Annotated in this window: 26 protein-coding genes and 1 tRNA gene; 25 read left to right on the forward strand and 2 right to left on the reverse strand. The window is 48.3% G+C overall.

Annotated features, from left to right (window positions below; genetic code table 11):
• Positions 1 to 4 precede the first annotated feature (4 nt).
• From NFR55_RS07055 to NFR55_RS07140, 19 genes are all read left to right on the forward strand, one after another.
• Positions 5 to 2,698, forward strand: coding sequence for a phage tail tape measure protein (locus NFR55_RS07055; protein ID WP_251547702.1), 2,694 nt, complete (start codon positions 5 to 7; stop codon positions 2,696 to 2,698).
• Position 2,699: 1 nt separating this feature from the next.
• Entirely contained in the window at positions 2,700 to 3,056 is a 357-nt protein-coding gene (locus NFR55_RS07060) for a hypothetical protein (protein WP_251547705.1), read from the forward strand.
• A gap of 3 nt (positions 3,057 to 3,059) precedes the next feature.
• Entirely contained in the window at positions 3,060 to 4,835 is a 1,776-nt protein-coding gene (locus tag NFR55_RS07065; protein WP_251547707.1) for a hypothetical protein, read from the forward strand.
• Between the two features lie 9 nt (positions 4,836 to 4,844).
• Positions 4,845 to 5,690 (forward strand): hypothetical protein, encoded by an 846-nt coding sequence (locus NFR55_RS07070; protein WP_251547709.1) that lies wholly within the window; start codon positions 4,845 to 4,847, stop codon positions 5,688 to 5,690.
• Positions 5,691 to 5,701: 11 nt separating this feature from the next.
• The gene (locus NFR55_RS07075; RefSeq protein WP_251547711.1) at positions 5,702 to 6,619 is read left to right on the forward strand and encodes a hypothetical protein; all 918 of its coding nucleotides are present in this window, start codon (positions 5,702 to 5,704) and stop codon (positions 6,617 to 6,619) included.
• A gap of 8 nt (positions 6,620 to 6,627) precedes the next feature.
• Positions 6,628 to 6,960 (forward strand): hypothetical protein, encoded by a 333-nt coding sequence (locus NFR55_RS07080; RefSeq protein ID WP_251547713.1) that lies wholly within the window; start codon positions 6,628 to 6,630, stop codon positions 6,958 to 6,960.
• Positions 6,957 to 7,277, forward strand: a complete 321-nt coding sequence (locus tag NFR55_RS07085) for a hypothetical protein (RefSeq protein WP_251547715.1) — start codon at positions 6,957 to 6,959, stop codon at positions 7,275 to 7,277. The genes NFR55_RS07080 and NFR55_RS07085 overlap by 4 nt, the downstream gene beginning before the upstream one ends.
• Positions 7,270 to 8,334, forward strand: a complete 1,065-nt coding sequence (locus NFR55_RS07090; RefSeq protein ID WP_251547717.1) for a hyaluronate lyase N-terminal domain-containing protein — start codon at positions 7,270 to 7,272, stop codon at positions 8,332 to 8,334. Before NFR55_RS07085 ends, NFR55_RS07090 begins: the two co-directional genes overlap by 8 nt.
• A 10-nt stretch (positions 8,335 to 8,344) precedes the next feature.
• Positions 8,345 to 8,674: a hyaluronate lyase N-terminal domain-containing protein gene (locus NFR55_RS07095; RefSeq protein WP_251547719.1), complete on the forward strand. Its 330-nt coding sequence runs from the start codon at positions 8,345 to 8,347 to the stop codon at positions 8,672 to 8,674.
• Positions 8,675 to 8,682: 8 nt separating this feature from the next.
• The gene (locus tag NFR55_RS07100) at positions 8,683 to 8,979 is read left to right on the forward strand and encodes a hypothetical protein (RefSeq protein WP_251547720.1); all 297 of its coding nucleotides are present in this window, start codon (positions 8,683 to 8,685) and stop codon (positions 8,977 to 8,979) included.
• 11 nt (positions 8,980 to 8,990) lie between these two features.
• Positions 8,991 to 9,296 (forward strand): phage holin family protein, encoded by a 306-nt coding sequence (locus NFR55_RS07105; RefSeq protein WP_251547722.1) that lies wholly within the window; start codon positions 8,991 to 8,993, stop codon positions 9,294 to 9,296.
• Positions 9,280 to 9,408 carry a hypothetical protein gene (locus NFR55_RS10540; RefSeq protein ID WP_275556919.1) on the forward strand — a complete coding sequence of 43 codons (129 nt, stop codon included), beginning with the start codon at positions 9,280 to 9,282 and terminating at the stop codon, positions 9,406 to 9,408. The genes NFR55_RS07105 and NFR55_RS10540 overlap by 17 nt, the downstream gene beginning before the upstream one ends.
• Before the next feature lie 134 nt (positions 9,409 to 9,542).
• Positions 9,543 to 11,039 (forward strand): recombinase family protein, encoded by a 1,497-nt coding sequence (locus tag NFR55_RS07110; RefSeq protein ID WP_251547724.1) that lies wholly within the window; start codon positions 9,543 to 9,545, stop codon positions 11,037 to 11,039.
• Positions 11,039 to 12,631 carry a recombinase family protein gene (locus NFR55_RS07115; RefSeq protein WP_251547726.1) on the forward strand — a complete coding sequence of 531 codons (1,593 nt, stop codon included), beginning with the start codon at positions 11,039 to 11,041 and terminating at the stop codon, positions 12,629 to 12,631. The genes NFR55_RS07110 and NFR55_RS07115 overlap by 1 nt, the downstream gene beginning before the upstream one ends.
• Positions 12,632 to 12,925: 294 nt before the next feature.
• Positions 12,926 to 14,020 (forward strand): ribonuclease III domain-containing protein, encoded by a 1,095-nt coding sequence (locus NFR55_RS07120; RefSeq protein ID WP_251547728.1) that lies wholly within the window; start codon positions 12,926 to 12,928, stop codon positions 14,018 to 14,020.
• 11 nt (positions 14,021 to 14,031) lie between these two features.
• Positions 14,032 to 15,432, forward strand: a complete 1,401-nt coding sequence (locus NFR55_RS07125; RefSeq protein WP_251547730.1) for a hypothetical protein — start codon at positions 14,032 to 14,034, stop codon at positions 15,430 to 15,432.
• Between the two features lie 457 nt (positions 15,433 to 15,889).
• Positions 15,890 to 16,603, forward strand: coding sequence for a hypothetical protein (locus tag NFR55_RS07130; protein ID WP_251547732.1), 714 nt, complete (start codon positions 15,890 to 15,892; stop codon positions 16,601 to 16,603).
• 28 nt (positions 16,604 to 16,631) lie between these two features.
• Positions 16,632 to 16,823: a hypothetical protein gene (locus tag NFR55_RS07135; protein ID WP_251547734.1), complete on the forward strand. Its 192-nt coding sequence runs from the start codon at positions 16,632 to 16,634 to the stop codon at positions 16,821 to 16,823.
• A gap of 146 nt (positions 16,824 to 16,969) precedes the next feature.
• The gene (locus tag NFR55_RS07140; RefSeq protein WP_251547736.1) at positions 16,970 to 18,379 is read left to right on the forward strand and encodes an MATE family efflux transporter; all 1,410 of its coding nucleotides are present in this window, start codon (positions 16,970 to 16,972) and stop codon (positions 18,377 to 18,379) included.
• A 24-nt stretch (positions 18,380 to 18,403) separates the two neighbouring features.
• Here the strand turns inward: NFR55_RS07140 and NFR55_RS07145 are convergent, their stop codons facing one another.
• Entirely contained in the window at positions 18,404 to 18,610 is a 207-nt protein-coding gene (locus NFR55_RS07145) for a helix-turn-helix transcriptional regulator (RefSeq protein WP_251547738.1), read from the reverse strand.
• A gap of 95 nt (positions 18,611 to 18,705) precedes the next feature.
• Here NFR55_RS07145 and NFR55_RS07150 point away from each other — a divergent pair, with 95 nt between their 5' ends.
• The gene (locus NFR55_RS07150; protein ID WP_251547740.1) at positions 18,706 to 19,146 is read left to right on the forward strand and encodes a hypothetical protein; all 441 of its coding nucleotides are present in this window, start codon (positions 18,706 to 18,708) and stop codon (positions 19,144 to 19,146) included.
• Positions 19,147 to 19,219: 73 nt separating this feature from the next.
• Here NFR55_RS07150 and rpsT read toward each other — a convergent pair whose 3' ends face one another.
• The gene (gene rpsT / locus NFR55_RS07155) at positions 19,220 to 19,885 is read right to left on the reverse strand and encodes a 30S ribosomal protein S20 (protein ID WP_251547741.1); all 666 of its coding nucleotides are present in this window, start codon (positions 19,883 to 19,885) and stop codon (positions 19,220 to 19,222) included.
• Positions 19,886 to 20,056: 171 nt separating this feature from the next.
• Between rpsT and gpr the strand changes: the two genes are divergently transcribed.
• The 5 genes from gpr (at position 20,057) to NFR55_RS07180 (ending at position 24,033) form a co-directional block, all read left to right on the forward strand.
• Positions 20,057 to 20,833 (forward strand): GPR endopeptidase, encoded by a 777-nt coding sequence (gene gpr / locus NFR55_RS07160; protein ID WP_251547743.1) that lies wholly within the window; start codon positions 20,057 to 20,059, stop codon positions 20,831 to 20,833.
• A gap of 33 nt (positions 20,834 to 20,866) precedes the next feature.
• Entirely contained in the window at positions 20,867 to 21,568 is a 702-nt protein-coding gene (locus NFR55_RS07165; protein WP_251547745.1) for a glutamate racemase, read from the forward strand.
• A 61-nt stretch (positions 21,569 to 21,629) separates the two neighbouring features.
• The gene (locus tag NFR55_RS07170; protein ID WP_251547748.1) at positions 21,630 to 22,928 is read left to right on the forward strand and encodes a putative DNA modification/repair radical SAM protein; all 1,299 of its coding nucleotides are present in this window, start codon (positions 21,630 to 21,632) and stop codon (positions 22,926 to 22,928) included.
• 168 nt (positions 22,929 to 23,096) lie between these two features.
• Positions 23,097 to 23,885 (forward strand): TIGR03915 family putative DNA repair protein, encoded by a 789-nt coding sequence (locus tag NFR55_RS07175; RefSeq protein ID WP_251547750.1) that lies wholly within the window; start codon positions 23,097 to 23,099, stop codon positions 23,883 to 23,885.
• 61 nt (positions 23,886 to 23,946) lie between these two features.
• Positions 23,947 to 24,033 (forward strand) — tRNA-Leu (locus tag NFR55_RS07180).
• Positions 24,034 to 24,171: the final 138 nt, after the last annotated feature.

Genomic DNA, 24,171 nt, shown 5'->3' on the forward strand with positions numbered 1-24,171 from the left:
GGAATTGGCAGTTATAAGAAACCTTGTGGTCAAGATAGCGGCGGACATTTCCTCGCTTTCCAAAGGTTTGCAGTCGGCGCAAAAATCAATTCAAAAAGTGTCGGTGGGATTCACGAAAGCAGGCACGAAACTGACCGCGAGCATAACCGCTCCGCTCGTGGCACTCGGCACGGCGGCGGTTAACGTCTCGCAAAAGTTCGAGCAATCTATGGCGAATGCCGCATCGGTAGCAGGCGCGACGGGCGAAGAACTTGCGCGTATGACCGCACTTGCGAGAGAGATGGGCAGTAAAACCGTATTCTCGGCAAGCGATGCGGCGGACGCACTCTATTATATGGCATCCGCAGGATACAAAGTCGACCAAATGGCGGACTCCATACAAGCGACGCTAAACCTTGCCTCGGCAACGCAGAGCGATCTCGCATTTACGACCGATACGGTTATAGCCACACTCAATCAGTTCGGACTTGAAGCCAATCAAGCCGAGCGCGTGACCAACGTGTTCGCGTCGGCAATCGGCAACTCGATGGCGAATATGGAAAAACTCTCGAACTCAATGGGGTACGTCGGGCCTGTGGCAAACAGCCTCGGTTATTCCATAGAGGAAACGACGGGCGCATTATCGGTATTGTACAACGCAGGCTATGACGGCTCGACGGCAGGCACGGCACTGCGGCAATCGCTTGTCTCGCTTATGAATCCGTCAACTGCCGCACTCGGCGTGTTCGAGGAATTGGGGTTGTCGTTTGAAGATGTCAATCCCGCGACAAACGATCTTGCGACGATTATTGACCGCTTGGGTAAAGCGGGGATGAATACATCGCAGGCAATGAAGGTGTTCGGGGCGAGAGCAGGTCCCGGTATGCTTGCGCTCTTGTCGGCGGGCGGCGATGCCGTTCGAGATATGACTGCGTCCATCACGGGAACGAACAAAGCGACCGAAATGGCGGATGTTCAGCTCAATACGTTGCAAGGGCAAATGAAAATCCTAAAATCGGAAGTAGAGGAAATAGCCATTTCGTTCGGCGATGTGCTTATACCCATTATTCGAAACTTCATACAAAAGTATATCTCGCCGCTGACCGCAAAAATGATGGGATTGTCGATGGGAACGAAAAAGAACATCGTGACTATCGCATTATTGGCGGCGGCAATCGGTCCGCTCCTTCTCGTGGTCGGCAAACTCATCGGCAGCGTGGGGACGATTATAAAAGTCGGATCGATGCTGTTCAGCAAGGTCGGGCTCGTCATAGGCATAATCGCGGCGGTTGTCGGCGTTATAACATACTTATGGAAAACCAACGAAGGATTCCGTAACGCCGTGACAAAGATTTGGGAGCGGATAAAGTCGGTTATTCTTTCGGCGGTCGAGAGCATAAAGGCGTGGTGGGAAAAGAACGGCGAAAAGGTTATATCCGCCGTTGTGAAAGCCTTACAAGCGATTTGGACGGTCGTGAGTACGGTGTTCAAGAAAGTATGGAGTATCGCCAAAAAGGTATGGGGCGTCGTTAAAGACATAGTCATAGATGCGGTCAAATCCATACAAAGATTTTGGGAGAAAAACGGCGAAAAGATTTGGGCGACGGTCAAGAAAATATTCACGGCGATTTGGACGTGCATAAAGGCGGCGTATACGAACATAGGGAACGCGCTTGCGAAATTCTTCGGGTACGTTAAACCTATATGGGAAAAACTCAAAACGCTTTTTGCCTCGCTTTGGGATACCATCGTCCAATTATACGAAACCTTAAAGCCCGTGTTTGAACTCATCGGCGGAATCGTGATGACGTTGTATGGCGTGGTGTCGAGCGTTCTCGCAGGCATTATCGACGCACTCGGACCGTTTCTCGAAGCGGTTATCGACGTTGTCAACGCCATTCTCGACATTATAAAGATCGTATGCGCGGTACTGCGCGGCGATTGGTCATCGGCGTGGGAATATATGCAAAGTTTTGCAAGCAATATTTGGTCGGGAATAAAGAACATCTTCCTCGGTATTTGGGAGTTTATCAAGGGATTCGGGGAAGGATTGGTCAGTTTCTTCGGCAGTTGCGGCGATACAATCGGCAGCATTTTCAAGAAAGTATGGGAAGGCATAAGCGGCTTTTTCACGAACATTTGGGACGGCATTTGCTCGGTTTGCGGATGGATATGGGATAAGATTACGGGGCTGTTTTCAAGCATCGGCGATTTTTTCAAAAACCTATTCAAGGACGCATTCAATTGGGGGAAGAACTTAATAAGCAATATTGCCGACGGCATAGAGAGTGCGTGGAATTGGGTGGTGGACGGCGTCAAAGATGTAGGTCACGCAATCGCGGACTTCCTCGGATTCGGCTCGCCGACAAAGAAAGGACCGGGCCATACCGCCGACGAGTGGATACCCAACCTAATGGATATGATGGCGCAAGGCATGTATGCGGATCTTCCGATGATACAACGTGCGGCAATGCAGGTAGCGCAGACGCTCAATCTCGCAACATCGCCCAATCAAGCGGCAGTCGGAACGGGGAGCAGTCCTAACGGCGATCTGTTGAACGGCTTACTGCAAGGAATGGCGGCAATGAACGGAATGACGGGCGGCGGCGAAAGCGGCGATGTCGTGTTGCAAATCGACGGTCAAACTTTTGCTCGGCTCATAATGCCGAAGCTCACAAAGGAATATAAGCGCAACGGTGTAACATTACAGGAGGGATAACTTGGATTTTCTTTTAATCAACGGCAAGGCGATAAAGCCACCGAAAGAAATAACCGTATCGCCCGAAGTGTTGGATAAATCGGAGCGCACGGCGGACGGAACACTCGTCGTGGACATAATCGGCACAAAAAGAAAAGTGGACGCGAATTGGGAGTATCTGTCCGCCGAGGATATGATGACATTGCAAAAGGAAACAGGCGGCGGCGCATTCACCGAATTAACCTTTCACGATAACGCCACAGGCGAACTTGTCACAATAGCGGCTCGCTCGGACGGCATAACGTATATGCCGCATTACGATTGGGCGCGCGGCAGGATAATGTGGAAAAGCGTGTCGGTGTCTTTCCAAGAGAGGTAGCCTATGGGGTACTCGGATAATCCGCGCAAGGTGTTCGGTAAGGTGGAAATTATCTATGCCGACGAAGAACTGAGCCGCGATATAACGACCGAGGAGAGCGGCAATTCGGAAATAAGCCATCCGAAAGAAGTGTACCACTTACCGAGTGAGCCGACCGTCAAGGCTTGCACTATGGATGGAAACGCGACAATGGACGGTACGTTCCAAATGATGGACGACTCGGTGCTGTGCGGTTGGTGGAGCGGAAAACTCTCTGATGCGGACGGTGTGTTCGCCGACAAGCCGTTCATCGAACTAAAATTTACTAACCGACCTATCATCTATTGGAAAGTCATAGGGGATAGCAAACTAAACCAATATCCCGTGGACTTTGCTGTGGAGTACAAGCGAAACGGCAAAGTCGTAAGAACGGAAACGATAGAAGGCAATACGGAAATGGAGCGCGTATTAGAGCCGAGAATCGACGACATAACGTCGGTGCGGCTCACAATAGCCAAGTGGAGCGTTCCGAACGCCTGTGCCAAAATCTTGCGCTTTTACGAGCGATTGTACGAGATATACGAGGGCAATGCTTTGCAGTCGTTTGAGGTCGGCGAAGAACTGTGCTCGACCGAAGGAAACTACAATATCAACTCGGACACAATGACGGTCAGCGTGTACAACGAAGGCCGTAAGTTCGATAAAGGCTATCTTCGGACGCTGATGTTGCTCGACCGAAAACTGTTGCCGAGCATAGGGGTGGAGAATAACGGCAAAGTGGAATACACGCCGCTCGGCACTTTCTATTCCGATGAGTGGCAAATAGACCAAGACAGCCAGTGGGTAAAGTGTAGCGCGACGGATAGACTGATGCGCTTGCAAACCAAGATGTACGTCGGCTTTCCTTTGACCGACAACGCCTCGCTTTACGAGATCGCGGAAGACATACTGCAAAAGACGGGGCATACCGCTGACGAGTATTACATCTCGCTGACGCTCAAAGATATAGTGGTAGACCTTGCGTTCTTGCCGAAAATAGAGGCGTGGGATGCGCTGCAAGACATAGCCAACGCAGGGCTGTGCAAGGTGTTCGTGGATCGACAAAACCGTATTTGCATTACAGCCGAAATCGATGCGGCGGCGGTTAGCGCAATACCGATATATCCCGGCAATATGTTCTCGCTTGTGTCTAATGCAACGCTGACCGACTTTGCCAACTGCATTCACGTCGAGTACAGCACGGTGTCCGTAACCGAAGACATCATAGACGTGACCGACACGGAAATATGCTTGGACGCAGGACAGTCGGTTGACTTGGCGATAGACTACACGTCGGAGATTGCTTATCCGACGGTATCGACCGAAAACGCCGCCGTGCGCATAACGAACTTTGACAGCGGCACAAACTCTTGTACTTGCACGGTAACGAATACGAGTGCTACAACGCAAACGGCAGTCATTACCGTGTCGGGAAACGCAATAGAGATAAAGACAAACAAGATAACGAAACGCGACGAGAAAAGCATCGAGCTGTACGGAGCCGTCGAGTATTCGCACACGGGCAACGAACTTGTGCAATCGCTCGAACAAGCGGAGTACATTGCGACGGTGCTACTGAACAAAATGCGAGCGGGTCAAGGCAGTATAACGACCGTGTGGCGCGGAAATCCCGAACTCGAAATAGGACTCGAATACGACTGCACCGACCGTTTCGGCGAAACGTCGCGGCTTGTTTGCGAGTACAATAAATTCAGCTATGACGGCGGGCTCAAACAGGAAACTCGCGGTCGCAAAAAATAAGGAGGCACTATGGCGGAATGGCAAGAGCCGAAAACCGACTACACGGCAGAGGCGCAAGTAACGCCGAGCATCTTCAATACGCTCGGCGAAAACGAACGGTATTTGCAGGAAAAGAAAATAACGACCGAGCAAGTACAAGACGCATCTATTACGAGTACCCAATACGGTACGCGGACGAACATAAGCGGCACGGAGGTGTTAAAGGTGTGCATAGGTAAGATACGGAAATGGTTTGCGGACTTAAAGGCTTTGGCTTTCAAGTCTACGGTGGGAACGTCGGATATCGACAACTACGCAGTAACATCTTCGAAACTTGGCACGAACTCCGTGACCACGGCAAAGATAAACGCAAACGCTGTGACCGATGCCAAGATAAACTCGGTATCGGCAAGTAAGGTAACGGGGTTACACAAAGTGGCTACGAGCGGAGATTATAACGACCTCAAAAACAAGCCGAATATCGGCGGCGGATCGGGAACGGTCGTGTTTAACGGGAATGCCAATCACTTTGATTATGACCTCGGTTTCGTTATTAAAGGTGGGTATAGATACGCAGTGGAATTAAATTATGCCGTCGGCGAGGGTATTGCGATAGGTGAGGGGAGTGACGCCACGCTGCGCGTTCTCATACCGGGCGATTGCTACGCCGCCGACCGAATGACAAACATCAGCATTATTTGCCTTACCACGGGTTACGATGGAACAGCGGTCTATCACGGCGGCGGTAGTATTTATACCGAGGGCGATGCGACCATTGAGGGCGGAGGTTTGGATAGGGATGCGGGGTACATTGAAATAAGCGGACATAGTTGCCCTGCAATAAAGCGCGTCATAGAACTCGGAAAAGCGTACTGAGAGGAGGCAACATGGCTGAATGGAAAACACCGCGAAATGATTATACCGCAGGAAGTCAAGTTACGCCAGATATTTTTAATACGCTCGGCGAAAACGAACGATATTTGCAAGAAGTCAAAATCGTTATTGACCAAGTGCAAGATGCGTTTATAAAAAGCACCGAGGCGCAAGTGAGAGATAACATTACGGCTATCGAAAGCATAAAGGACGGATTCGGAAAGGTGCGAAAGTGGTTTTCGGATTTGCGTACTCTTGCATTTAAGAGTACCGTTGCCACGGCGGATATTAACGCATTAGCCGTGACATCGGCAAAAATAGCATCGAATGCGGTAACGGTATCAAAGATAGCAGCAAATGCAGTGGAAACAACGAAAATAAAAGACCTTGCCGTAACTACTATAAAAATAGCGAACGGAGCGGTTACCGATGTAAAAATAGACTCGGTGTCAGCAAGCAAAATAACGGGGCTCCATAAGGTGGCAACGAGCGGGAGTTACAACGACCTTGCAGATAAGCCGAGCGTTCCCGATTCGGTGTCCGTTGTGGATAACCTTTCTTCTACAAGTCGAACTGCGGCATTGTCCGCATATCAAGGGAAAGTGCTGAATGATAAAATTGCCGACTTGGGTTTTAGAACGGGTAGTATTAGCGGTGTCTCTAATGCTACCCTCATACGGCAAGGCAAACTCGTAATAGGTTATGTGACTGCAAGCAATAAGACATCGAAACTTTTTACTTTGCCCGAAGGCTTTCGACCCAAAACCGAAGTGAGTGGCGTATATGGAACACAGTCATACAACTCTGGTACGAGATTATATGTGGACGTGCGTACCACTGTTACCTTTAAGACCAATGGCGATGTCACATCATCGACCAATGGTAACCTAAGCCAAAATCTAAATATCCTTTTCGGTTTCGAGGCATCATAGGAGGTTTTATGGCAAGACAAATACTCACGCAGGGCGAGGCATTCAGCATCGCCTTTTTTCATATCAAAATACCCATCGAGGGAGAGAGCGATTGGCGAATCCGCGATTCGGATAAACTGACATTTTCGATAGCGCGGAGAAACCGTTCGCCTGACATAGAAAAGACATTTCCCGATGGCATCGAGCGGTCGGGCGATTCGTTCTTTGTGTTTTTAACCGCCGAAGAAACCGCACGACTTCCGTGTCTGTTATATCGGATGCAACTCACGATAGACTTCGGCGGCAAGGGCAAAGACGTGTACACGCTTGCGGATAAAGAATTGGAGGTGGTGGCAAGATGAGCGAACAAAATTGCAACTGCGAGAATTGCGTACACATCGAGCAGTTCAAAGCAATAACGCGATCCTACGAAGGGACGGAAAACGATGTTGCGGAAACGGTGGTAGACAACGACCTGCGAACGGTCGAGGTTAAACTCAAACCGCAACAATACGCAAGCAAGTACGCATTTCCCAATCGCGGGGATAAAGCCGTTGTGTACATGGACACGGCGGAAAACAGGGCATACCGATGGGATGAGATTACGGGAACGTACATTTGCATCGGTGCGGATTACAGTCAAATCAAAATCATAAACGGAGGTAATGCAAATGGCTAACGAAGCAACGGAAAGGGTATTGGAGAGCAGAATACAACTGCGCAACGATACGGCGGAGAATTGGGCGGCGGCGAATCCCGTTCTCTTAAAAGGCGAGCTCGGCATCGAACTCGATACGCGCAAGATAAAGGTAGGCGACGGCACGACGAATTGGCAATCGCTCAAATACCTTACGGACGATATCGTGCTGTCCGAAACCGATCCGACCGACACCGACTCGCAATACGACTTGGGCGAACTGTGGCTCAACCAAGCGGAAGGCAAGGTGTATATTCTTCTCGCCAAAACCGAAAAGGCGGCGGTGTGGACGCGTATAGCCACGGCGGACGAACTCGCGGTGGTGGCGGAGGCGCAAGTCGCGCAAAAACTCAAAACGCCGCACAAAATCGAGATAACCGGGGATGCCGACGGCTCGGCGAATTTTGACGGTAGCGAGGATGCGCTCATAGAACTCGTGCTGAAGAACAGCGGCGCGACCGAAGGCACGTTTACCAAGTTCACGGTCAACGAAAAAGGCTTGGTGGTAAAGAGCGAACTGCTCACGGCGGACGATATTCCGCAGCTCACGCTTGCCAAGATAGCCGACGCGGGGACGGCGGCGGCAAGGGATGTCGGCACGAAGGCGGGCAACCTCATCGAGTTGAACGCAAAGGGCAAGATAGATAAGAAATATCTGCCCGCGATTGCCATAACGGAGCCGTTCGCGGTGTCGAGCGAAGAAGAAATGCTCGCGCTCACCGCGCAAAAAGGCGACGTTGCGATTCGCTCGGACGAGAGCAGAACGTATATCCTTAAAGAAGCGCCGCCCTCGGTCAAAGAGAATTGGCTCGAACTGCAAACGCCCGATTGTAAGATACATTCGGTCAACGGTCAAATCGGCGCAGTCGTGTTGACAACGGCGGACATTGAAGAGTCGGGCAATCTTTATTATACCGAGGACCGCGCAAAGAGTTCGTTTGCGGAAAACTTCGGACAAACGAGTTCGGCGGATCTTACCGACGGCGAAACCATACTCCACGCGACCGACACCATCATACTCAACGGCGGCAACGCATAGGGCGGCGGCTATGGCGGAAAAAGAAGTACAAGTCAAACTCCGCCTCCGCTCGGACAGCGCGGCGAATTGGCTTAAAGCCAATCCCGTGCTGCTTGCCGGGGAGATTGGAATCGAAACGGATACAGGCAAGATGAAGGTCGGGAACGGTCAAGCAAAATGGCGTGTTTTGCCGTACCTCATAACGGGTATGACGCAGGCGGAAATCCTCGACTGCTTTTGTCCCGTCGGCTCGGTAAAAGTCACGGCAACGAATGCCAATCCCGAAGGCTATGTGGGCGGTGTGTGGGAAAGAATACAAACGGACGGCTCTGCGCTCTATTATTGGGAACGCAAGGCATAGGAGGCAAAATGGCGGCGATAATCATCAGCATCGCGTCGAGCATCATCAGCGGAATGGTGCTCTTTTTCTTGCAAAGGTTTTTCAAAAAGAAAGCCAAAAAGGACGAAGAACGTGACGCGGCAAAGGCAAAAGAAAATATCCTTATACTTAAAAGCATCGACGCTGTCGGCAAATTGACGTATGCGAACGCAATCGCCATACGCGACGGAAAGACCAACGGCGAGATGCACGAAGCAATGGAAAGTTACAACGAATCCAAAGAGGAAATGTACGAATACCTCTTGGAACAAAATTCTCATAAATAAAGGAGGACATAATGGAACAGTATCTCGAACTCATCAGCGTACCCGTGATAGCGGCAATCGTCTATTGGGTAATAAACCTTATTAAATACGCGACCAAGCAAAACGAAAAATTCATGCGCTTTATTCCGCTCGTGGCGGCGGCACTCGGCGCAGCGCTCGGCGTCGTGGCGTACTTTGCCGTGCCGAGTATCGTCCCGGCAGAGAACGTGTTTGTGGCAATTCTCATCGGCATTGCAAGCGGTTTGACTGCGACGGGAACAAACCAGATCATCAAGCAACTCGGTAAGAAGGATGACGGCAATGGCGATAAACAATGATTTTGCAAAGGCGTATGCCGACGCGATAATCGAGCGGTTATGGATAAAAGGGCTCATAACCGAGGAAGAGCGCGACAGGCTATACGAAAAGAATCCGTATAAAAATCTTTGAGTTTTGGCAATTTTTCGCTGGACTTGTCAAAGTGAGCACGGTATGATTTGTCCTGCCCACGACGGGTAGGACAAATTTTTTTACCCTACATTCAAATCCATAACGGCAACATAGTGTAGCGGAAAGGAGGCAATATGGCAAAACAAAGGGCGGTGGCATACATCCGAGTATCCACGAAAAGCGATGCGCAGTCGCACAGTTTTGAGTATCAATTAGAATATTGGCGAAATACGATTACTCAAAACACCGAGTGCGAGTACATGGGCGTTTATGCCGACAAGGGCATAAGCGGTCGGGCATTGGCAAAAAGACCGCAACTGCTGAAACTCCTCACCGACGCAAGGCAACATAAATTCGATGTTGTTTATACGAAGTCGGTATCGAGATTCGGGAGAAACACCGAGGAACTTCTCGAAACGGTAAGAGAGCTACGAGAACTCGGCGTAAAGGTGGTATTCGAGAAAGAGCAAATCGATTCGTTCAATCCTGCGGCGGAAACCTATTTGACGATAGCGGCGTCAATAGCCGAAAACGATTTGCAAATCTATTCGGACAATATGCGATGGTCAATCCGCAACCGATTCAAAAATGGTTGGTTTAGCGTCGGACACGGAATATTTGGATACCGAACGAATAAGGACACCGACGAATTGGAAATCGAGCCAAGCGAAGCGGAAACAGTACGGCGAATGTTCGACTTATACTTGGAGGGGTACGGCACGATAGCAATCGGATTGATACTCGAAAAGGAAAACCGTCCGAACTCATTCGGCAAAGTGAAATGGAATCGGGGCGCGATTCTTTATATGCTTACGAACGAAAAGTATAAAGGCTGCGCACTATCGCAAAAGTATGTGCAGTCTCAAGGCGTGTGTCGCCTCAACAAAAACGAAGCGCCCAAATACTATATCGAAAACACGCATCCGCCGATTATATCGCCCGAACAATTTGACAAAGTTCAAGCGGAATTGGAAAAGCGCGGCAAAAGTCATAAAGGTAAAGGCAAACCGATTTATGCCTTTACTACGAAAATAGTATGCGGACAATGCGGACACGGTTATGTCCATAAAATAAACAGTAGCGGAAAGCCGTGGGCAAATCCAATATGGATATGCAGTCATCAAAATTTCTTCGGCACGAAAAACTGTAACAATCGCCGAATAAAGGATAGCGTACTGAAAGAAAAATTCGTAGAGTGTTTCAATGAGTTTATAGCCAATAAGACGGAAAGCGATGAAGCCATCGAACTGCGACAGCGGTTGGCTTCGCTAATAGAGTCCGAAAATGAATTAAACCTATTGAGAATCAATCGAATGATCGATGGGGCGGCATTCGCTGTCGAGAGCGCATCGCTTCGCAAGGAAATTACGGCGGTAACGATGCAAATCGCGGCAAAGGAAATGCGCGGTATAGACAAGGCGGACTTTACGCAAATAACCGAATACGATGACGATAAGGTAGAGAAGTTCGTCGAAAGGGTTACGATTAACAACAACGTCGTAACCTTTACTTTTATCAACGGAGCGGAAATCAGTAGGGAGTACACAAACGGACCGTCGGGCAATCAAAAGGGTTGGCGAGATAAACAGCGCGAACGCTTGGAAAAAGAAAACAAAACGGAGGTGCAATAATGCCGATTGGAACAACAAAGATCGTAAAGGAAATACCTGCCTTATACCACCAAAAAAATACGATAGTTCCCGATAGACCGAACGTGACGTATTATGCGCGTGTCAGTACGGAGAGCGAAGAACAGGAAGACTCCTACGAACGGCAAAAGGCATATTTCGAAGAAAAAATAAAAGCACATCCCGAATGGAATTATATCGAAGGGTATGCCGATTGGGGTGTGACGGGAACGAAAGCCGAAGCGCGTAAAAACTTTATGCGTATGATAGAAGACTGTCGGGCGGGCAAAATAAACAAAATTCTATGTAAGTCTATATCTCGATTCGGAAGAAACACGGTCGATACGCTGAAATACATACGAGAGTTGCGAGAGCTCGGCATCAGCGTGTTTTTCGACTCGCAGGGGATAGACACACTTACGCCGGGCGGCGATGTGCTGATAACAATCCTTGCGGCTATGGCGGAACAGGAAAGCCGAACGATGTCTACGAATATCAAGTGGGCATTCGAGAAGCGATTCAAAGAGGGCAACGTGTTAATAAACTTTCGGGGTACGCTTGGCTATACGAAAGAAGGCGATGAGTACGTTGTGGTCGAAGACGAAGCGAAAATAGTCCGCCGAATTTATGCCGAATACCTATCGGGTAAATCGTTGCGACAGATTGCCGATGAACTGAATGCGGAAGGTCTACAAACGAAGAAGGGGAAACAATGGATGCCGAGTTCGATACAAGGCATCTTGCAAAACGAACGCTACACTGGGAACGCCATACTCGGCAAATCGTACAAGACCGATGTCCTGAGTAAAACACGAAAGAAAAACGAGGGGCAAGCACCGATGTATTATGTGGAAAACAGCCATCCGCCTATCATCAGTCAAGCAACATTCGAAATGGCGAAGGCGGAACAAATTCGCCGCCGAGATATTCGGAGTTCGGTCAATACGGGAAGCGGAAGATACAGTAGCCGATATCCGTATAGCGGACTGTTGATATGCGGCGACTGTGGAGCGAAGTTAAGACGATTCGGACGTAAAGTAGTCAGCGGCGAATATGTGCCGACTTGGGTGTGTATCACGCATCAAAAGACGCCGAAAGAATGCGATATGCGACCTATAAAAGAAGAAGACATTAATGCGGCATACGAGCGCGTCGTGGGGCGGTTGTTGGGCGATGTCGCGGAAATAAAAGCCGCAGTAAGGAAAACAATCGAGTGCGAGATAAAAATCGAACGTGACGCGGATTTGACACCGATACAACGCGCACTCGACGATGCGCGAGAAAAAATCCACGAACTGTTTCAAAAAAGGCGGAAAAACGAAATCACCGTCGAGGAGTATAACCGATTATACAAAGAGTATAGTGCAGCGGTCATTGACCTGCAAGCGAAAGAGAAAGAACTCCAAACGGTCAACATAGAAACGCAAATGAATCAGCAAAAACTCCTATCGATAATCGATGCGCTCGAAAGCAACGAAACCGATTATAATGATAGTGCGATTATGCGACTGCTATTGGACAATATCAAGGTGGTGGGAAAGCACGAATTGGAGTTTCAATTCAAATGCGGAATCAACATAACCGAAACAATATAAAGATAGCCGACTGTGGGCAAGAGAACGCTCGCAGTCGGCTTTTTTTATTTTCGTTCGGTTGACAACGGCGAAGTTATTTGCTACAATAAAAGAGCAGTCGGCATTTGGATACGAATAGTCGGACATAAAACAAAATGGATTTGCCTCATTGTTATGCAAGTGACATAGGGCAAAGCGAGATGATTTATGTAACACTCATTTGTAAAACGGATGCCTAACGACCACTCACGGTAGTGTATTTTTCGTTAGGCTCTCCTTATGCCCTCTGTGAAAATAACACGGAGGATTTTTTATATGACGGAAGAAGACTACGACAAAATCGAGTCGCTGATTGGCTATGAATTCAAGCGGCGCGATTTATTGCAACAGGCGTTTACGCGCAAGAGTTACACGAATGAAACCAATGACGGCGATAACAACGAAGTGTTGGAATTCATCGGCGATAAGGCATTGGACTTCGTTGTGGTCAAGGCGTTAAGCGAATACTACGGCGAAATCAATAGGCGTGATGAATTCGCTTGCGACCTTGCCGAAGGGAAGCTCACCGAACTGAAGAAACGGTTTGTCGAGAGTACGATGCTTGCACATTGTATTGACGAACTCGAACTGAGCCAATACCTTATTATGGGGAAGGGCGATGAAAAGAACAACGTCCAAAACGATACCCACGTCAAAGAGGATTTGTTCGAGGCGATAATGGGTGCAGTGGCAATCGACAGCGATTGGGATATCGACGCCTTGCAAGACGTTGCCGAGTTGATGCTCAATATCGACCATTACTTGGAGCACGGCTTTGACGACGAAGAAAACTATGTCGCGCTTATTCAGCAATGGTGTCAAAAGGTAAGCGGCGATTTGCCCGAATACGAGTTCGAAGATTCGGGGCTTCATAGATGGAACAGTTTGATAATAGGCGGTCACATTGTAGGGCAACGCGACACCATAACGAATGAGAATAGCGACGGACCGATTGCTTGCAAACTGTACATCGATGAAGGTAATCCGTTTATCGGCTATGGCTATTCAAAGAGTAAGGCGCGAATGGCGGCGGCGGAGATAGCATACGAATATCTCGAAGAAAACGATATGCTCTACACTATGCAGGACGCAATAGGCGAGCCGACGTGGGAGAAAGCCGTTAGTCAGTTGCAAGAACTTGCACAAAAGGGCTATATCAAATATCCCGAATATACTTTTGACGAAAGACACGATGATGACGGCAATCCGTTATGGTATTGCGAATGTCACGTTGAAGGATACGACGATTATTATTGGTCGGAGCAAAGTTCGAAAAAGATTGCCAAACGAAATGCCGCTCACGGTATGTTGCTGAATATCCTCGGTATTTCCGATGACAGCGACGATGATGACGACGATTGGGATGACTGAGGAGGCGAGTGATGAAAATACTGTCTACAAAATTACCGCTTAAATCCGAAGTCACAAAAGAGCAGGTGTATAAAACGATTATACGGTGGCTCAAAGACGGCAAACCGTGTGCGGCAGCCGGGGAGCAGTTCGAGCGAGCCGAGAATAAAGACAATGTGCGCATCGTTGATGGCTATGCAACAATAGAAACGCTGACGGGAAAGAAAAACGATACGCAATACGTTGCAATTCGTCTGACGCATATTTATAGGGAACAAACGTGGGAAACCGAAATACTCTACGGCGAATGCGCGACAGAGAAAAGCGTAACGATACACGTCAACTGTTCGGGCGATAAGACAACATTCAAAAAACCGCCGATAGTACGCACGGAAATCATTCGCGCGTTTATTGTCGACGGTCGAGTGGAGAGTGGGAAACTGCCCATACAAGCCGCACCGATTTATGCCGATTACGATATGATCGATTATCTCGCGTCGGTTATGAACACACACTACGACCAAGCAATCCCTATGGTCTATGTCAGCAAGATATTCAATAGTTCGGGTTACAATTCCGACATTGATAAACTGTCGCGCAATTTGGCGGGCATTGCATACATAGTGGCGGAGAAAAGCGGGGATTTCGGATTCAACCTCAAAGAACGCACGAACGGAAATAATCCGTATAACGGGCATATCGCAATCTATTATCCCAACGGAAAAATAGATAGATTGCGGCCGAGCGAAATATCCGTGTACGGGGCGGCGGATAGCCGAATAATGGATGATGTGATTTCGGTGGTCACAGCGCAAGTGGATAAAGATGCACCGACGTGGCAACAACTGTACACGGATAAGATGGCAGCCGACACTGCACTGCTCGACGTCTTTATGGGCGAATTCGACAGTATGGAGGCAAGACTCGATGCCGCCAAAAAGCGCATTGCCGAGCTCACCGAAGAGAATACGATGCTGCGAAACAAAAACGAAAGTCTTCAATCGGCATTCGACGCAAGCGGGATAGAGGAGAGTATCGTAACGAAATCCCCCGTCAAAGAATTCTACGACGGCGAGCAACACGATTTGCTTGTCACGGTGCTGAAGGAAGCCGCTATGCGAAATGGGAGTTTCGATACTCGGCAGTACGAACTCATCAATAGCCTTTTGGAAAACAATGAGTACATAGGGAACGGACGTGAAGTCGAAGAGGTGGTAAAGCGTGTGCTGTCGAGCGGAGAACAGATCAATAAGCGCGACATCGCCGAATTAAAACGTGTGGGGTTTGACCTCGTAAGCGACAATCCGCATTACAAGTTTGTCTACCGTGGAAATGAGCGCTATTGGTTTACGGTATCGAAATCGCCGAGCGATAGGCGGAGCGGACAAAACAACGCATCGGACATCATAAAGAGAATCACGGTCTATCAATAAATGATGGAAACAGCAGTTTGAAAAGTTGACAATTTTGGAATTTTAAGATACAATAACTTAGACCGCCGATGTGGGATGGGGTTATAGAAACGCGAGATTTTGTCAAACACACTATCAAAAACGCGAGATTTCGTAAAACACACACAAAAAAACCGAGTGTGGGTATTGCCGCTCTCGGTTTTTTATTGTAAAAACTGTAAAAAATTCGCGATAGCAAAAAACATAAAAAATTTGTAAAAAAACTGTTGACAATGTGAGTGAAACGTGATATATAGTAATTATAAACGATACTGCATAATGTAAGAGGTAAAATTTAGGCAATTATTGGTTTTGGACAATTTGAATGATATGGGGGTACTATTATGAATATGAATGTATTTGATAAACGCAAAAGTAAATGTATAGGTTACTTATGCGTTTTTTTAATGAAAATGGATTTTATGGAGAGTGATTGTGCATGAAGAAGAAATTGTTTATTTCGGTAATACTGTTGGCGTTTATTGCAGTTTGTATAATTGGGATGATTAAGTGGTGCGGGAACTCCAAGCCCGACCCAACGAAAAAGTACGTTGTATTTGAAAATGACTACGGAGACGAAAGGTATACATTGACGTATCCCGGCAGTTATAAGGTAGAATTCGATTACGACGAAGAAAAGATTTATTCGTTTAGATATATGGCATATTATACGGATAATGACAAATTTACGGGAGAGACCGGAACGGGTTATTTTGTGATTAAAGCTAACAAACCCGGTAGATATTCCGTTAGTGCTAATATACTACTGGGAGAAGAAGGGTATAGAGAGTTTGAATTGGCTATAACAATCAAAGAAAAGCCTGATTTGCGCGTAATGCCCGAAGTGCGATTTGACCCGAACGGAGCGACGGTAGAGGAACGGGACGGCAAAACCGTGTACGTGTATCAGTATGATAAAAATGTCCATTATCCTCTGATACAGTTGTTTTATGAAGGGAAAGAGATAGAACTAAATTTGAGAAACGAGGGCATTTCGTCTGTTATATACAACGGCGAGGCACATAGAGGTAAACCTCGAGAAATAGGGCTATATGAAGTGGAGTATTGGGTTACAAGTTATGATTATAAACAGGAGGAAGATAAAGAAAAGTATAAGTTTGTTTCCGTAAAAATTTTTGTAGAAATACAATAAAAAATATTTATTTATAGGAGGAAAAGTTATGAAAACCAAAAGAGCAGTGAAAACGCCGATTTTATTGGCTGCAGTAGCGATAGTATTTTTCGCTATTGCCATTGGCGGCACGACTATATTCAGTCGTGCCGAAGCAAATGCCGAAACGGCTTTTTCAATCGAATGCGTGAGCGACGAGTGTGAAAGACTGACGGACTGTAAAATGGGAACAATCAATTGACATTTTTCGGTTTTTATGATAAAATAATAATGTAAACGGAAGGATACGTTTTCATAAAACACACGCCACCAAAAAAACCGAGTGTGGGTATTGCCGCTCTCGGTTTTTTTATAGCGCGCTATAGTCGAAAAAATTCGGAGAAAGTAATGATTGAAGAAAAGACGGTTGTAAAGTCCGCGAAAGAGGATATGCTCGGCAAGGAAAAAATATGGCGGCTGTGCCTTAAAATGGGCATACCTTGCGTGCTTGCGCAGGTGGTAAATCTGCTGTATAATATCGTTGACCGCATTTACATAGGCAATATGCCGCAAAACGGCAGTGCCGCGCTTGCGGGGTTGGGGCTTTGCGCACCCATTCTCACGCTTATCGCCGCGTTTTCGTCTTTCGTTTCGGGCGGAGGTGCGCCGCTTGCCGCCAAAGCTCTCGGCGAGGAGGATAGCGTTCGGGCGCGTAAGATACTCAACAACGGAACGGTGCTGTTGCTGATATTTTCGGTGGTTCTCGGTCTTGCCGCGTTTTTTACCAAAAAGCCGGTACTGCTCTTTATAGGCGCGGATATAGATACCACTTACGTGTACGCCGAGCAGTATTTGTCCGTTTATCTAATCGGCACGCTGTTCGTGCAGTTGAGCGTTGGACTCAATACTTTTTTGACTGCGCAGGGCAAAAGCGCGGTTGCCATGATTAGCGTTATGATAGGCGCGGGGCTCAATATCGCGCTCGACCCGCTGTTTATATTCGTATTCGATATGGGCATAACGGGAGCCGCGCTCGCAACGGTTTTGAGTCAGTTTATAAGTTGCGTGTTTGTGGTTGCGGCGTTGTGCCGTCCCAAACTGACTTTGCGGCTTTCGTTTCGCGATATGAAACCGAACAGTAGCGTAATTAAAGCGATTTTCGGGCTGGGGCTCGCGCCGTTCGTGATGGCGGCAACGGAGTCGGTAATAGGGTTTGTGCTCAACGGCAGACTCAAATATTACGGCGATTTGCAAGGGAAGGGAATGGGCGACTTGCACGTTTCCGCGCTTGCTGTTTTGCAAAGCTCCATGATGCTTATTACAGTGCCGATACAGGGCTTTACGCAAGGCGTTACTCCCATTATTTCGTACAATTTCGGGGCGAAGAACAAATCGCGGCTCAAACGCGCGTATTTCATAACTCTCGCTGTCAGTTGGGCATACTGCTGTATTTGCGCACTCGTAATGATGATATTCCCGCGCATGTTCGGCAGAATGTTTACGCCCGACGCGGACTTGCTTGCGCTCACCGAAAAGTATTTGCCGATATTCGTATCGGGCATGCTCATATTCGGCGTGCAACGCGCTTGCCAAACAACGTTCGTTGCGCTCACCGAGGCTAAAATAAGTTTGTTTATAGCGATACTCAGAAAGATTATTTTGCTCGTGCCGTTTGCTTTTCTCTTCTCGATGGCAATCGGTGTGTCGGGCGTTTACCTCGCCGAGTGCGTAGCCGACGCAACCGCGGCAACTCTATGCTCGATAATATTTTTCTTTCGTTTCCGCGCCGTTTTGCGCCGTATGGATAATGCCGAATAAATGTTTATAAGTATAAATAGATAATTAAAAATTTTCATTTAATAACTCATCAATACTAACATTATAAATTTTTCCAAGTTTGCGAAGCATTTCAATATTTGGTTCTGTTCTACCTTGTTCCCAGTTGGCATAACAACTTTCCACAACATTAAGTTTTTGTGCAACTTGTTTTTGTGTCAATTCACAACTTTTACGTATTTCCTTAATGTTTTTGCAAAAAGTTTTATCCATATATTAATATTTTACTAGCTACTAGACAAAATGTCTTGACTGTAGATAAAATATCTAGTATAATGGAAGCATATTAAATATAAAGGGGTTATAGTATGCATATTGAAAAGGATTTAGTTTGGACACACTATATAGCGGAAACAGACACCATTGATAAGGAAAAATGCGGTAAATGGATGAGTTTTTTTGGCGGTGACCTGGATAAAATATTTTTTGTCGAAGATGTGTGCAAAGAAGCTGTTGAACGTGGAATTGTTGAGCAAGCAAAGCACACGAGTTCCACACATTATATTGTTAAAGGCGAAGGCGTTATGTGCTTTTATGTAAATGGAGATGATAATGATGGGCATCGGCGTATAATTTCGTATTTTCTTGAAAAAGGGCTAATTCCAAAGACGAAAGCAGGGAAATTTTATAATATTTCTTTTAAGTATGATAAACAAACACTAGACAATGAGTATGGCAGTGATTTTAGTTCGGATATAAAGCTAAATCAGTTTATTGACTTATATACAGGCAAGTGGCTAAAACATTAATTAAAATTTTTAGACATAAACAAAAATCCCCGTGTGGCGTACACGGGGATAATTTTTTATAATGGGGTAGGGGTTATTCCGCTTTTTCTTCGGCGGGCTTTTCTTCGGCGGGCTTTTCGGCTGCGGGTTTTGCGGCGGTTTTCTTAGCCGCGGGCTTTTTGGCTGCCTTGGGCTTTTCTTCAGCCGGTTTTTCTTCGGTTGCCGAAGCTTCTTCCGCCTTTTCCGCTTTGGTCGCTTTCTTTGCGGCGGGTTTCTTTTCCTTTACTTCTTCTTTGTCGGTTTTCTTTTTGCCGCCTTTCTTGGTTTTTTGCTCGGCTTCGAGTTTAGCCTTTTGCGCTTCGAGACGAGCCGCCTTGCGTTCGACGGCTTTTGCGAGATATTCGGCTTTTTGCTTTTCGCGTATCTCTTGAGCGGCTTTTGCCTTTTCTGCGGCGATGGTCTTGTTGTCTTTCTTGATAACTATGGTTATCTTGCCGCTCTTAACGTCGCTCAAGCGTTTGGCGAGTGCCGACTTTTTGTTTGCGGCTTGATTTTTATGGATAACGCCCTTGGATACGGTCTGGTCGATAACCGACATAACTTCGGGCAACATTTTCTCTGCGCCTTCGATATTGTTGGTGTCGATGGCGTTGTTGAAATTCTTGATAACGTGGTTCATGCGGGTTTTGTATGCGCGGTTCTGCTCGTTTTTCTTTGCGGTGATAAGTACGCGCTTCTTCGCGGATTTGATGTTAGGCACTGTAATTCTCCTTAATAATAAAACAATAAATATTTTATAACTGTTTGGGTGCTCGGGTAGTTAACGCCCTCAGGAATGTCTTCGGCACCGCTAACTTAACTATTGTATCACAAAATTTTACCAAAAGCAAGTGATTAAAAGCAACATTTTTCGGACAAAATTTCATTGCATATGAAAAGAACGGATATGGCGTGCGATTTCATGCCGCGCGACAACTCAAACAACGAATACGTGCGCAGTTTCACCGTAACGGTAGACGGCGAACTTTCGCGCAAGCTCCGCCGTCCGCAGGGCAAATATTGCACGGTGGAGTGCCGAGCCGTGCGCGAGCGCAACGCCGTTCGCTTCGGCGAGATATCGTTGCTTCTCAAAGACGCCATAGTGCGCTTTGTGCCCGATAAAGCGCGCAGCGTGCTCGTTGTGGGGCTGGGCAATCCCGACATGACGGCAGACTCACTCGGGGCGCAAACCTGCTCGCGGCTTACAGCAACCCGCGCCTTGCCGCAGAGCAAGGGAACTCGGATATCGGTTATAACTCCCAACGTGCTCGGGGTTACGGGCATAGAGAGTTTCGACGTTGTGGCGGGAGTGGCGCAGAGGACCAAGCCCGACGCCGTGATAGCCATAGACAGTTTGGCGTCCGCCGCCGTTTCCCGCATTGCTTCGGCGTTTCAGGTGACCGACACCGGCATTACGCCGGGGAGCGGAGTGAGCAACCACCGCGAAAGGCTTTGCCGCGACACGCTCGGCGTGCCCGTGATTTCGCTCGGCGTGCCGCTTGTGGTATACGCCTCTACCATAATAGAGGACGCAACGGGCAAAGAGTGCCCCGAGGAAACCGCAGACAGCGTAGGCAGTATGATTGTTACGCCCAAAGATATAGACTTGTACGTTTCCGATTGCGCGGATATAATATCGTCGGCGATACAAAATGCGTTTTTGCGGTAATATTTCGCGATTTCGCGGCATATATTTATACGTATGAAAAACGCTCCCATAGGAATATTCGACAGCGGCTCGGGCGGGCTTACCACTCTCGACTCTTGCCGCAGTTTGTTGCCTAACGAAAATTACATATATGTTTCCGACGCAAGACCCGACGGTTGGGGCGGGCTTACCGAAGTAAATATCGCGCGCAGAGCTTCGGAGTGCGTAGACAAGTTGCTTTCTTGCGGCTGTAAAGCCGTTGTTGCGGCTTGCAACACCGCTACGGAGGTGGGAATAGGTTTGTTGCGCGACAACTACTCAGTGCCTTTTGTGGGGCTCGAGCCCGCGCTTAAACCCGCCGTTCGAGCATTTCCGGACGGCAAGATACTTGTGCTGTGCACGCCCGCGACCGCAAGGCAAACAAAGTTCAAAGAGCTGCTTTCGTGTTGCGACAACGCGCATATAAAAGTTCGTCCTCAGCCGGAGCTTGCAAAAAAGATAGAGAAAAATCTTTACGACCTCGACGTTTTATTGCCCGAGGTGGAGCATATAATAGAAGCCGACAAGCCCGACGCGATAGTGCTCGGATGCACTCATTACGTGTTTTTGCGCCACATGTTCGAGCGCATAGCGGGGGCGGACAAAGTGTTTGACGGCAACGGCGGCGCGGCTCGCAGACTCAAAAGCATACTTGCCGAGCGCGGGCTGTTGTGCGACCGCAAAAACGCGGGAGCGGTGGAATTTCACAAAATTTGACGCGCAAGTTACGTTTGCGCTATGCCTTTACAAACTCCGCGCGGTATGCTATAATATATTCGTGGATGTGTTCGAAAAACTCAAAATACTGACCGACGCGGCGAAATACGACGTGGCGTGCACGTCGAGCGGCGTTGACAGAGTAAGCGACGGGAACGGAATAGGTTCCGCCGCTTCTTGCGGTATTTGCCATACTTTTTCGGCGGACGGAAGATGCGTTTCGTTACTCAAAATACTTATGACCAACGTATGCGCGTACGATTGCGCGTATTGCGTTAACCGCGTTAGCAACGACGTTCCGCGGGCTACGTTCACGCCGCGCGAAATAGCCGACCTGACTATAAATTTTTACAGGCGCAACTACATAGAAGGGCTTTTTCTTTCGAGCGCGGTTATATCCAATCCCACGCGCACTACCGAGCTTATGACCGAGGCGTTGCGCATTCTCCGCGACGAGTACCGTTTTTACGGATATATTCACGCCAAAGCAATTCCGGGGGCGGACCCCGAAGCGTTGTACTCGCTCGGTTTGTATGCCGACCGCATGAGCGTTAACATAGAACTTCCGAGCGAAAAGAGTTTGAATTTACTCGCTCCCAACAAAACGAGAAACGCCATAATCGCGCCCATGGCTCAAATACGCGACGGCATAAAGGAGTCGAGCCGCGCCGTGGCAAAATACAGGCATGCACCGCGTTTTGTGCCCGCGGGACAAAGCACGCAAATGATTGTGGGCGCGAGCGGCGAAAGCGACTATCAGATACTAAATCTCACCGAGTCGCTGTACGGAAAATATAACCTAAAGCGAGTCTTTTTCTCCGCTTACGTGCCCACCGTGAGTTCGTCGCTGTTGCCGAGCGTGGAAACCAAGCCGCCGCTTTTGCGCGAGCACAGGCTTTATCAGGCGGACTGGCTGCTCAGGTATTACGGATTTGCGGCAAGCGAATTGCTCGACGAGGGAGAGAATTTCAATTTGTACCTCGACCCCAAGTGCAACTGGGCGCTTGCGCATCTCGAGTTTTTTCCTGTGAACGTAAACCGCGCTCCGTATGAAATGCTTTTGCGCGTGCCCGGCGTAGGCGTTACCGGCGCGAAACGAATTGTTGCGGCTCGCAGAACCCGTTCGCTCGATATGTCCGCGCTCAAGCGTATGGGTGTGGTGCTCAAACGCGCCAAATATTTCATAGAATGCGGGGAGCGCAACGGCGAAATCAAAATGACCGAAAACGCCATAATTCGCAGTCTGCTGTCCGACGTGAGTTATTCGCGACTTACGGCAAAGCAAATATCCTTTTTCGACGAGCCGGAGCCCGAGGCGGGCAAAGAAGAGGAAATAAAGGCGTTGCTCGGTCAGTTTTGACAGTTGATGCACCGCAATATCCTTGCGAAAGACTGTTTTTTATTGCATTGCGAGGAGTTTGTGTTCCTGTCATTGCGAGGAGTTTGTGTTCCTGTCATTGCGAGGAGTTTGTGTTCCTGTCATTGCGAGGAGCGTAAGCGACGAAGCAATCCCATACATGAGAAAGTTATGTTAAACGAATTCGACAAATTACAGCCCGTATACGTGTACGACGGTAGCTTCGACGGATTGTTGTGCTGTCTGTTTTCGGTATACGAGCTTAAGGAAACGCCGTCGGAAATAGCGAGGGAATACGGCGGATTTTTGCCGAATCGAATAATAGAGTCGTCGGGCGAAAAGGCGGCTCGCGTAAAAAAGGGGATAATCGCAAAGGCGGGGCGCGACGCGCTCAAATTCGCCGAACGAGCGTACTTGAGCGAGCGCGAGGGAATAGAAAAGAACATTATAGAATATTGGAAACTCGCGCTTTCGGTCGGGTCGTCGCTCTATTACAGACAGGCGGACGAATGCGTTGCGGCGGTAAATTCGGCTTCCAAATTCACAATGAACGAGCGACACAAGATTTTGGAATTTTTGCGCTTTTCGGACTCCGAGGGCGTGCTTACGTCGGTGATTTCGCCCAAAGCGAACGTGTTGCCGCTTATAGCCGGTCATTTTTCGCAACGGTTTCCGCGCGAAAGTTTTTTGATTTACGACAGCTTGCGCCGCACCGCGCTTGTGCACAGCGACGGAAAGTGCGCGTTCGTTCCGCTCGAAGAATACAGTCAGCCCGCGGCGGATGAGGAAGAGAAAAAGTATCGCGCGTTGTTCAAAATGTTTTACGACACCATAGAAATAAAAGAACGGCATAACGAGCGTTGCAGAATGTCGCACATGCCCAAACGCTTTTGGAAGAACATGACCGAATTTAACGATATATCCATAGATTGTTTTTTGCCCACTTCGCGCGAAAAATAAGCGGCGATGCCCGCAAATCGCTTGCCAAATTTCTCACAATATGTTATTATACATAAGATGCGCCGCCGTGGTGGAATTGGCAGACGCGCCGGACTCAAAATCCGGTGGTAGCGATACCGTGTCGGTTCGACTCCGACCGGCGGCACCATGAAAAAAGCACTCTCATGTGAGGGTGCTTTTCTCGTGTCTATGCGTTCGCAGTCTCTCGACTGTAGCGGTGGCGGTTTGGAGCTGGCGCGCTATCGCTTGCCGCGCGGTGGCTTCTCGCGCGTAACTCGCTGTCGCT

Source organism: Pumilibacter intestinalis (assembly GCF_943193005.1).
Classification (GTDB): domain Bacteria; phylum Bacillota; class Clostridia; order Christensenellales; family Pumilibacteraceae; genus Pumilibacter; species Pumilibacter intestinalis.

Excerpts from the sequence above, each read along its gene's own strand:
- NFR55_RS07065 (WP_251547707.1), top strand. The coding sequence starts at position 3,060 with ATGGGGTACTCGGATAATCCGCGCAAGGTGTTCGGTAAGGTGGAAATT.
- NFR55_RS07070 (WP_251547709.1), top strand. The coding sequence starts at position 4,845 with ATGGCGGAATGGCAAGAGCCGAAAACCGACTACACGGCAGAGGCGCAA.
- NFR55_RS07075 (WP_251547711.1), top strand. The coding sequence starts at position 5,702 with ATGGCTGAATGGAAAACACCGCGAAATGATTATACCGCAGGAAGTCAA.
- NFR55_RS07080 (WP_251547713.1), top strand. The coding sequence starts at position 6,628 with ATGGCAAGACAAATACTCACGCAGGGCGAGGCATTCAGCATCGCCTTT.
- NFR55_RS07085 (WP_251547715.1), top strand. The coding sequence starts at position 6,957 with ATGAGCGAACAAAATTGCAACTGCGAGAATTGCGTACACATCGAGCAG.
- NFR55_RS07090 (WP_251547717.1), top strand. The coding sequence starts at position 7,270 with ATGGCTAACGAAGCAACGGAAAGGGTATTGGAGAGCAGAATACAACTG.
- NFR55_RS07095 (WP_251547719.1), top strand. The coding sequence starts at position 8,345 with ATGGCGGAAAAAGAAGTACAAGTCAAACTCCGCCTCCGCTCGGACAGC.
- NFR55_RS07100 (WP_251547720.1), top strand. The coding sequence starts at position 8,683 with ATGGCGGCGATAATCATCAGCATCGCGTCGAGCATCATCAGCGGAATG.
- NFR55_RS07105 (WP_251547722.1), top strand. The coding sequence starts at position 8,991 with ATGGAACAGTATCTCGAACTCATCAGCGTACCCGTGATAGCGGCAATC.
- NFR55_RS10540 (WP_275556919.1), top strand. The coding sequence starts at position 9,280 with ATGGCGATAAACAATGATTTTGCAAAGGCGTATGCCGACGCGATAATC.
- NFR55_RS07110 (WP_251547724.1), top strand. The coding sequence starts at position 9,543 with ATGGCAAAACAAAGGGCGGTGGCATACATCCGAGTATCCACGAAAAGC.
- NFR55_RS07115 (WP_251547726.1), top strand. The coding sequence starts at position 11,039 with ATGCCGATTGGAACAACAAAGATCGTAAAGGAAATACCTGCCTTATAC.
- NFR55_RS07120 (WP_251547728.1), top strand. The coding sequence starts at position 12,926 with ATGACGGAAGAAGACTACGACAAAATCGAGTCGCTGATTGGCTATGAA.
- NFR55_RS07125 (WP_251547730.1), top strand. The coding sequence starts at position 14,032 with ATGAAAATACTGTCTACAAAATTACCGCTTAAATCCGAAGTCACAAAA.
- NFR55_RS07130 (WP_251547732.1), top strand. The coding sequence starts at position 15,890 with ATGAAGAAGAAATTGTTTATTTCGGTAATACTGTTGGCGTTTATTGCA.
- NFR55_RS07135 (WP_251547734.1), top strand. The coding sequence starts at position 16,632 with ATGAAAACCAAAAGAGCAGTGAAAACGCCGATTTTATTGGCTGCAGTA.
- NFR55_RS07140 (WP_251547736.1), top strand. The coding sequence starts at position 16,970 with ATGATTGAAGAAAAGACGGTTGTAAAGTCCGCGAAAGAGGATATGCTC.
- NFR55_RS07145 (WP_251547738.1), bottom strand. The coding sequence starts at position 18,610 with ATGGATAAAACTTTTTGCAAAAACATTAAGGAAATACGTAAAAGTTGT.
- NFR55_RS07150 (WP_251547740.1), top strand. The coding sequence starts at position 18,706 with ATGCATATTGAAAAGGATTTAGTTTGGACACACTATATAGCGGAAACA.
- gpr (WP_251547743.1), top strand. The coding sequence starts at position 20,057 with ATGAAAAGAACGGATATGGCGTGCGATTTCATGCCGCGCGACAACTCA.
- NFR55_RS07165 (WP_251547745.1), top strand. The coding sequence starts at position 20,867 with ATGAAAAACGCTCCCATAGGAATATTCGACAGCGGCTCGGGCGGGCTT.
- NFR55_RS07175 (WP_251547750.1), top strand. The coding sequence starts at position 23,097 with ATGTTAAACGAATTCGACAAATTACAGCCCGTATACGTGTACGACGGT.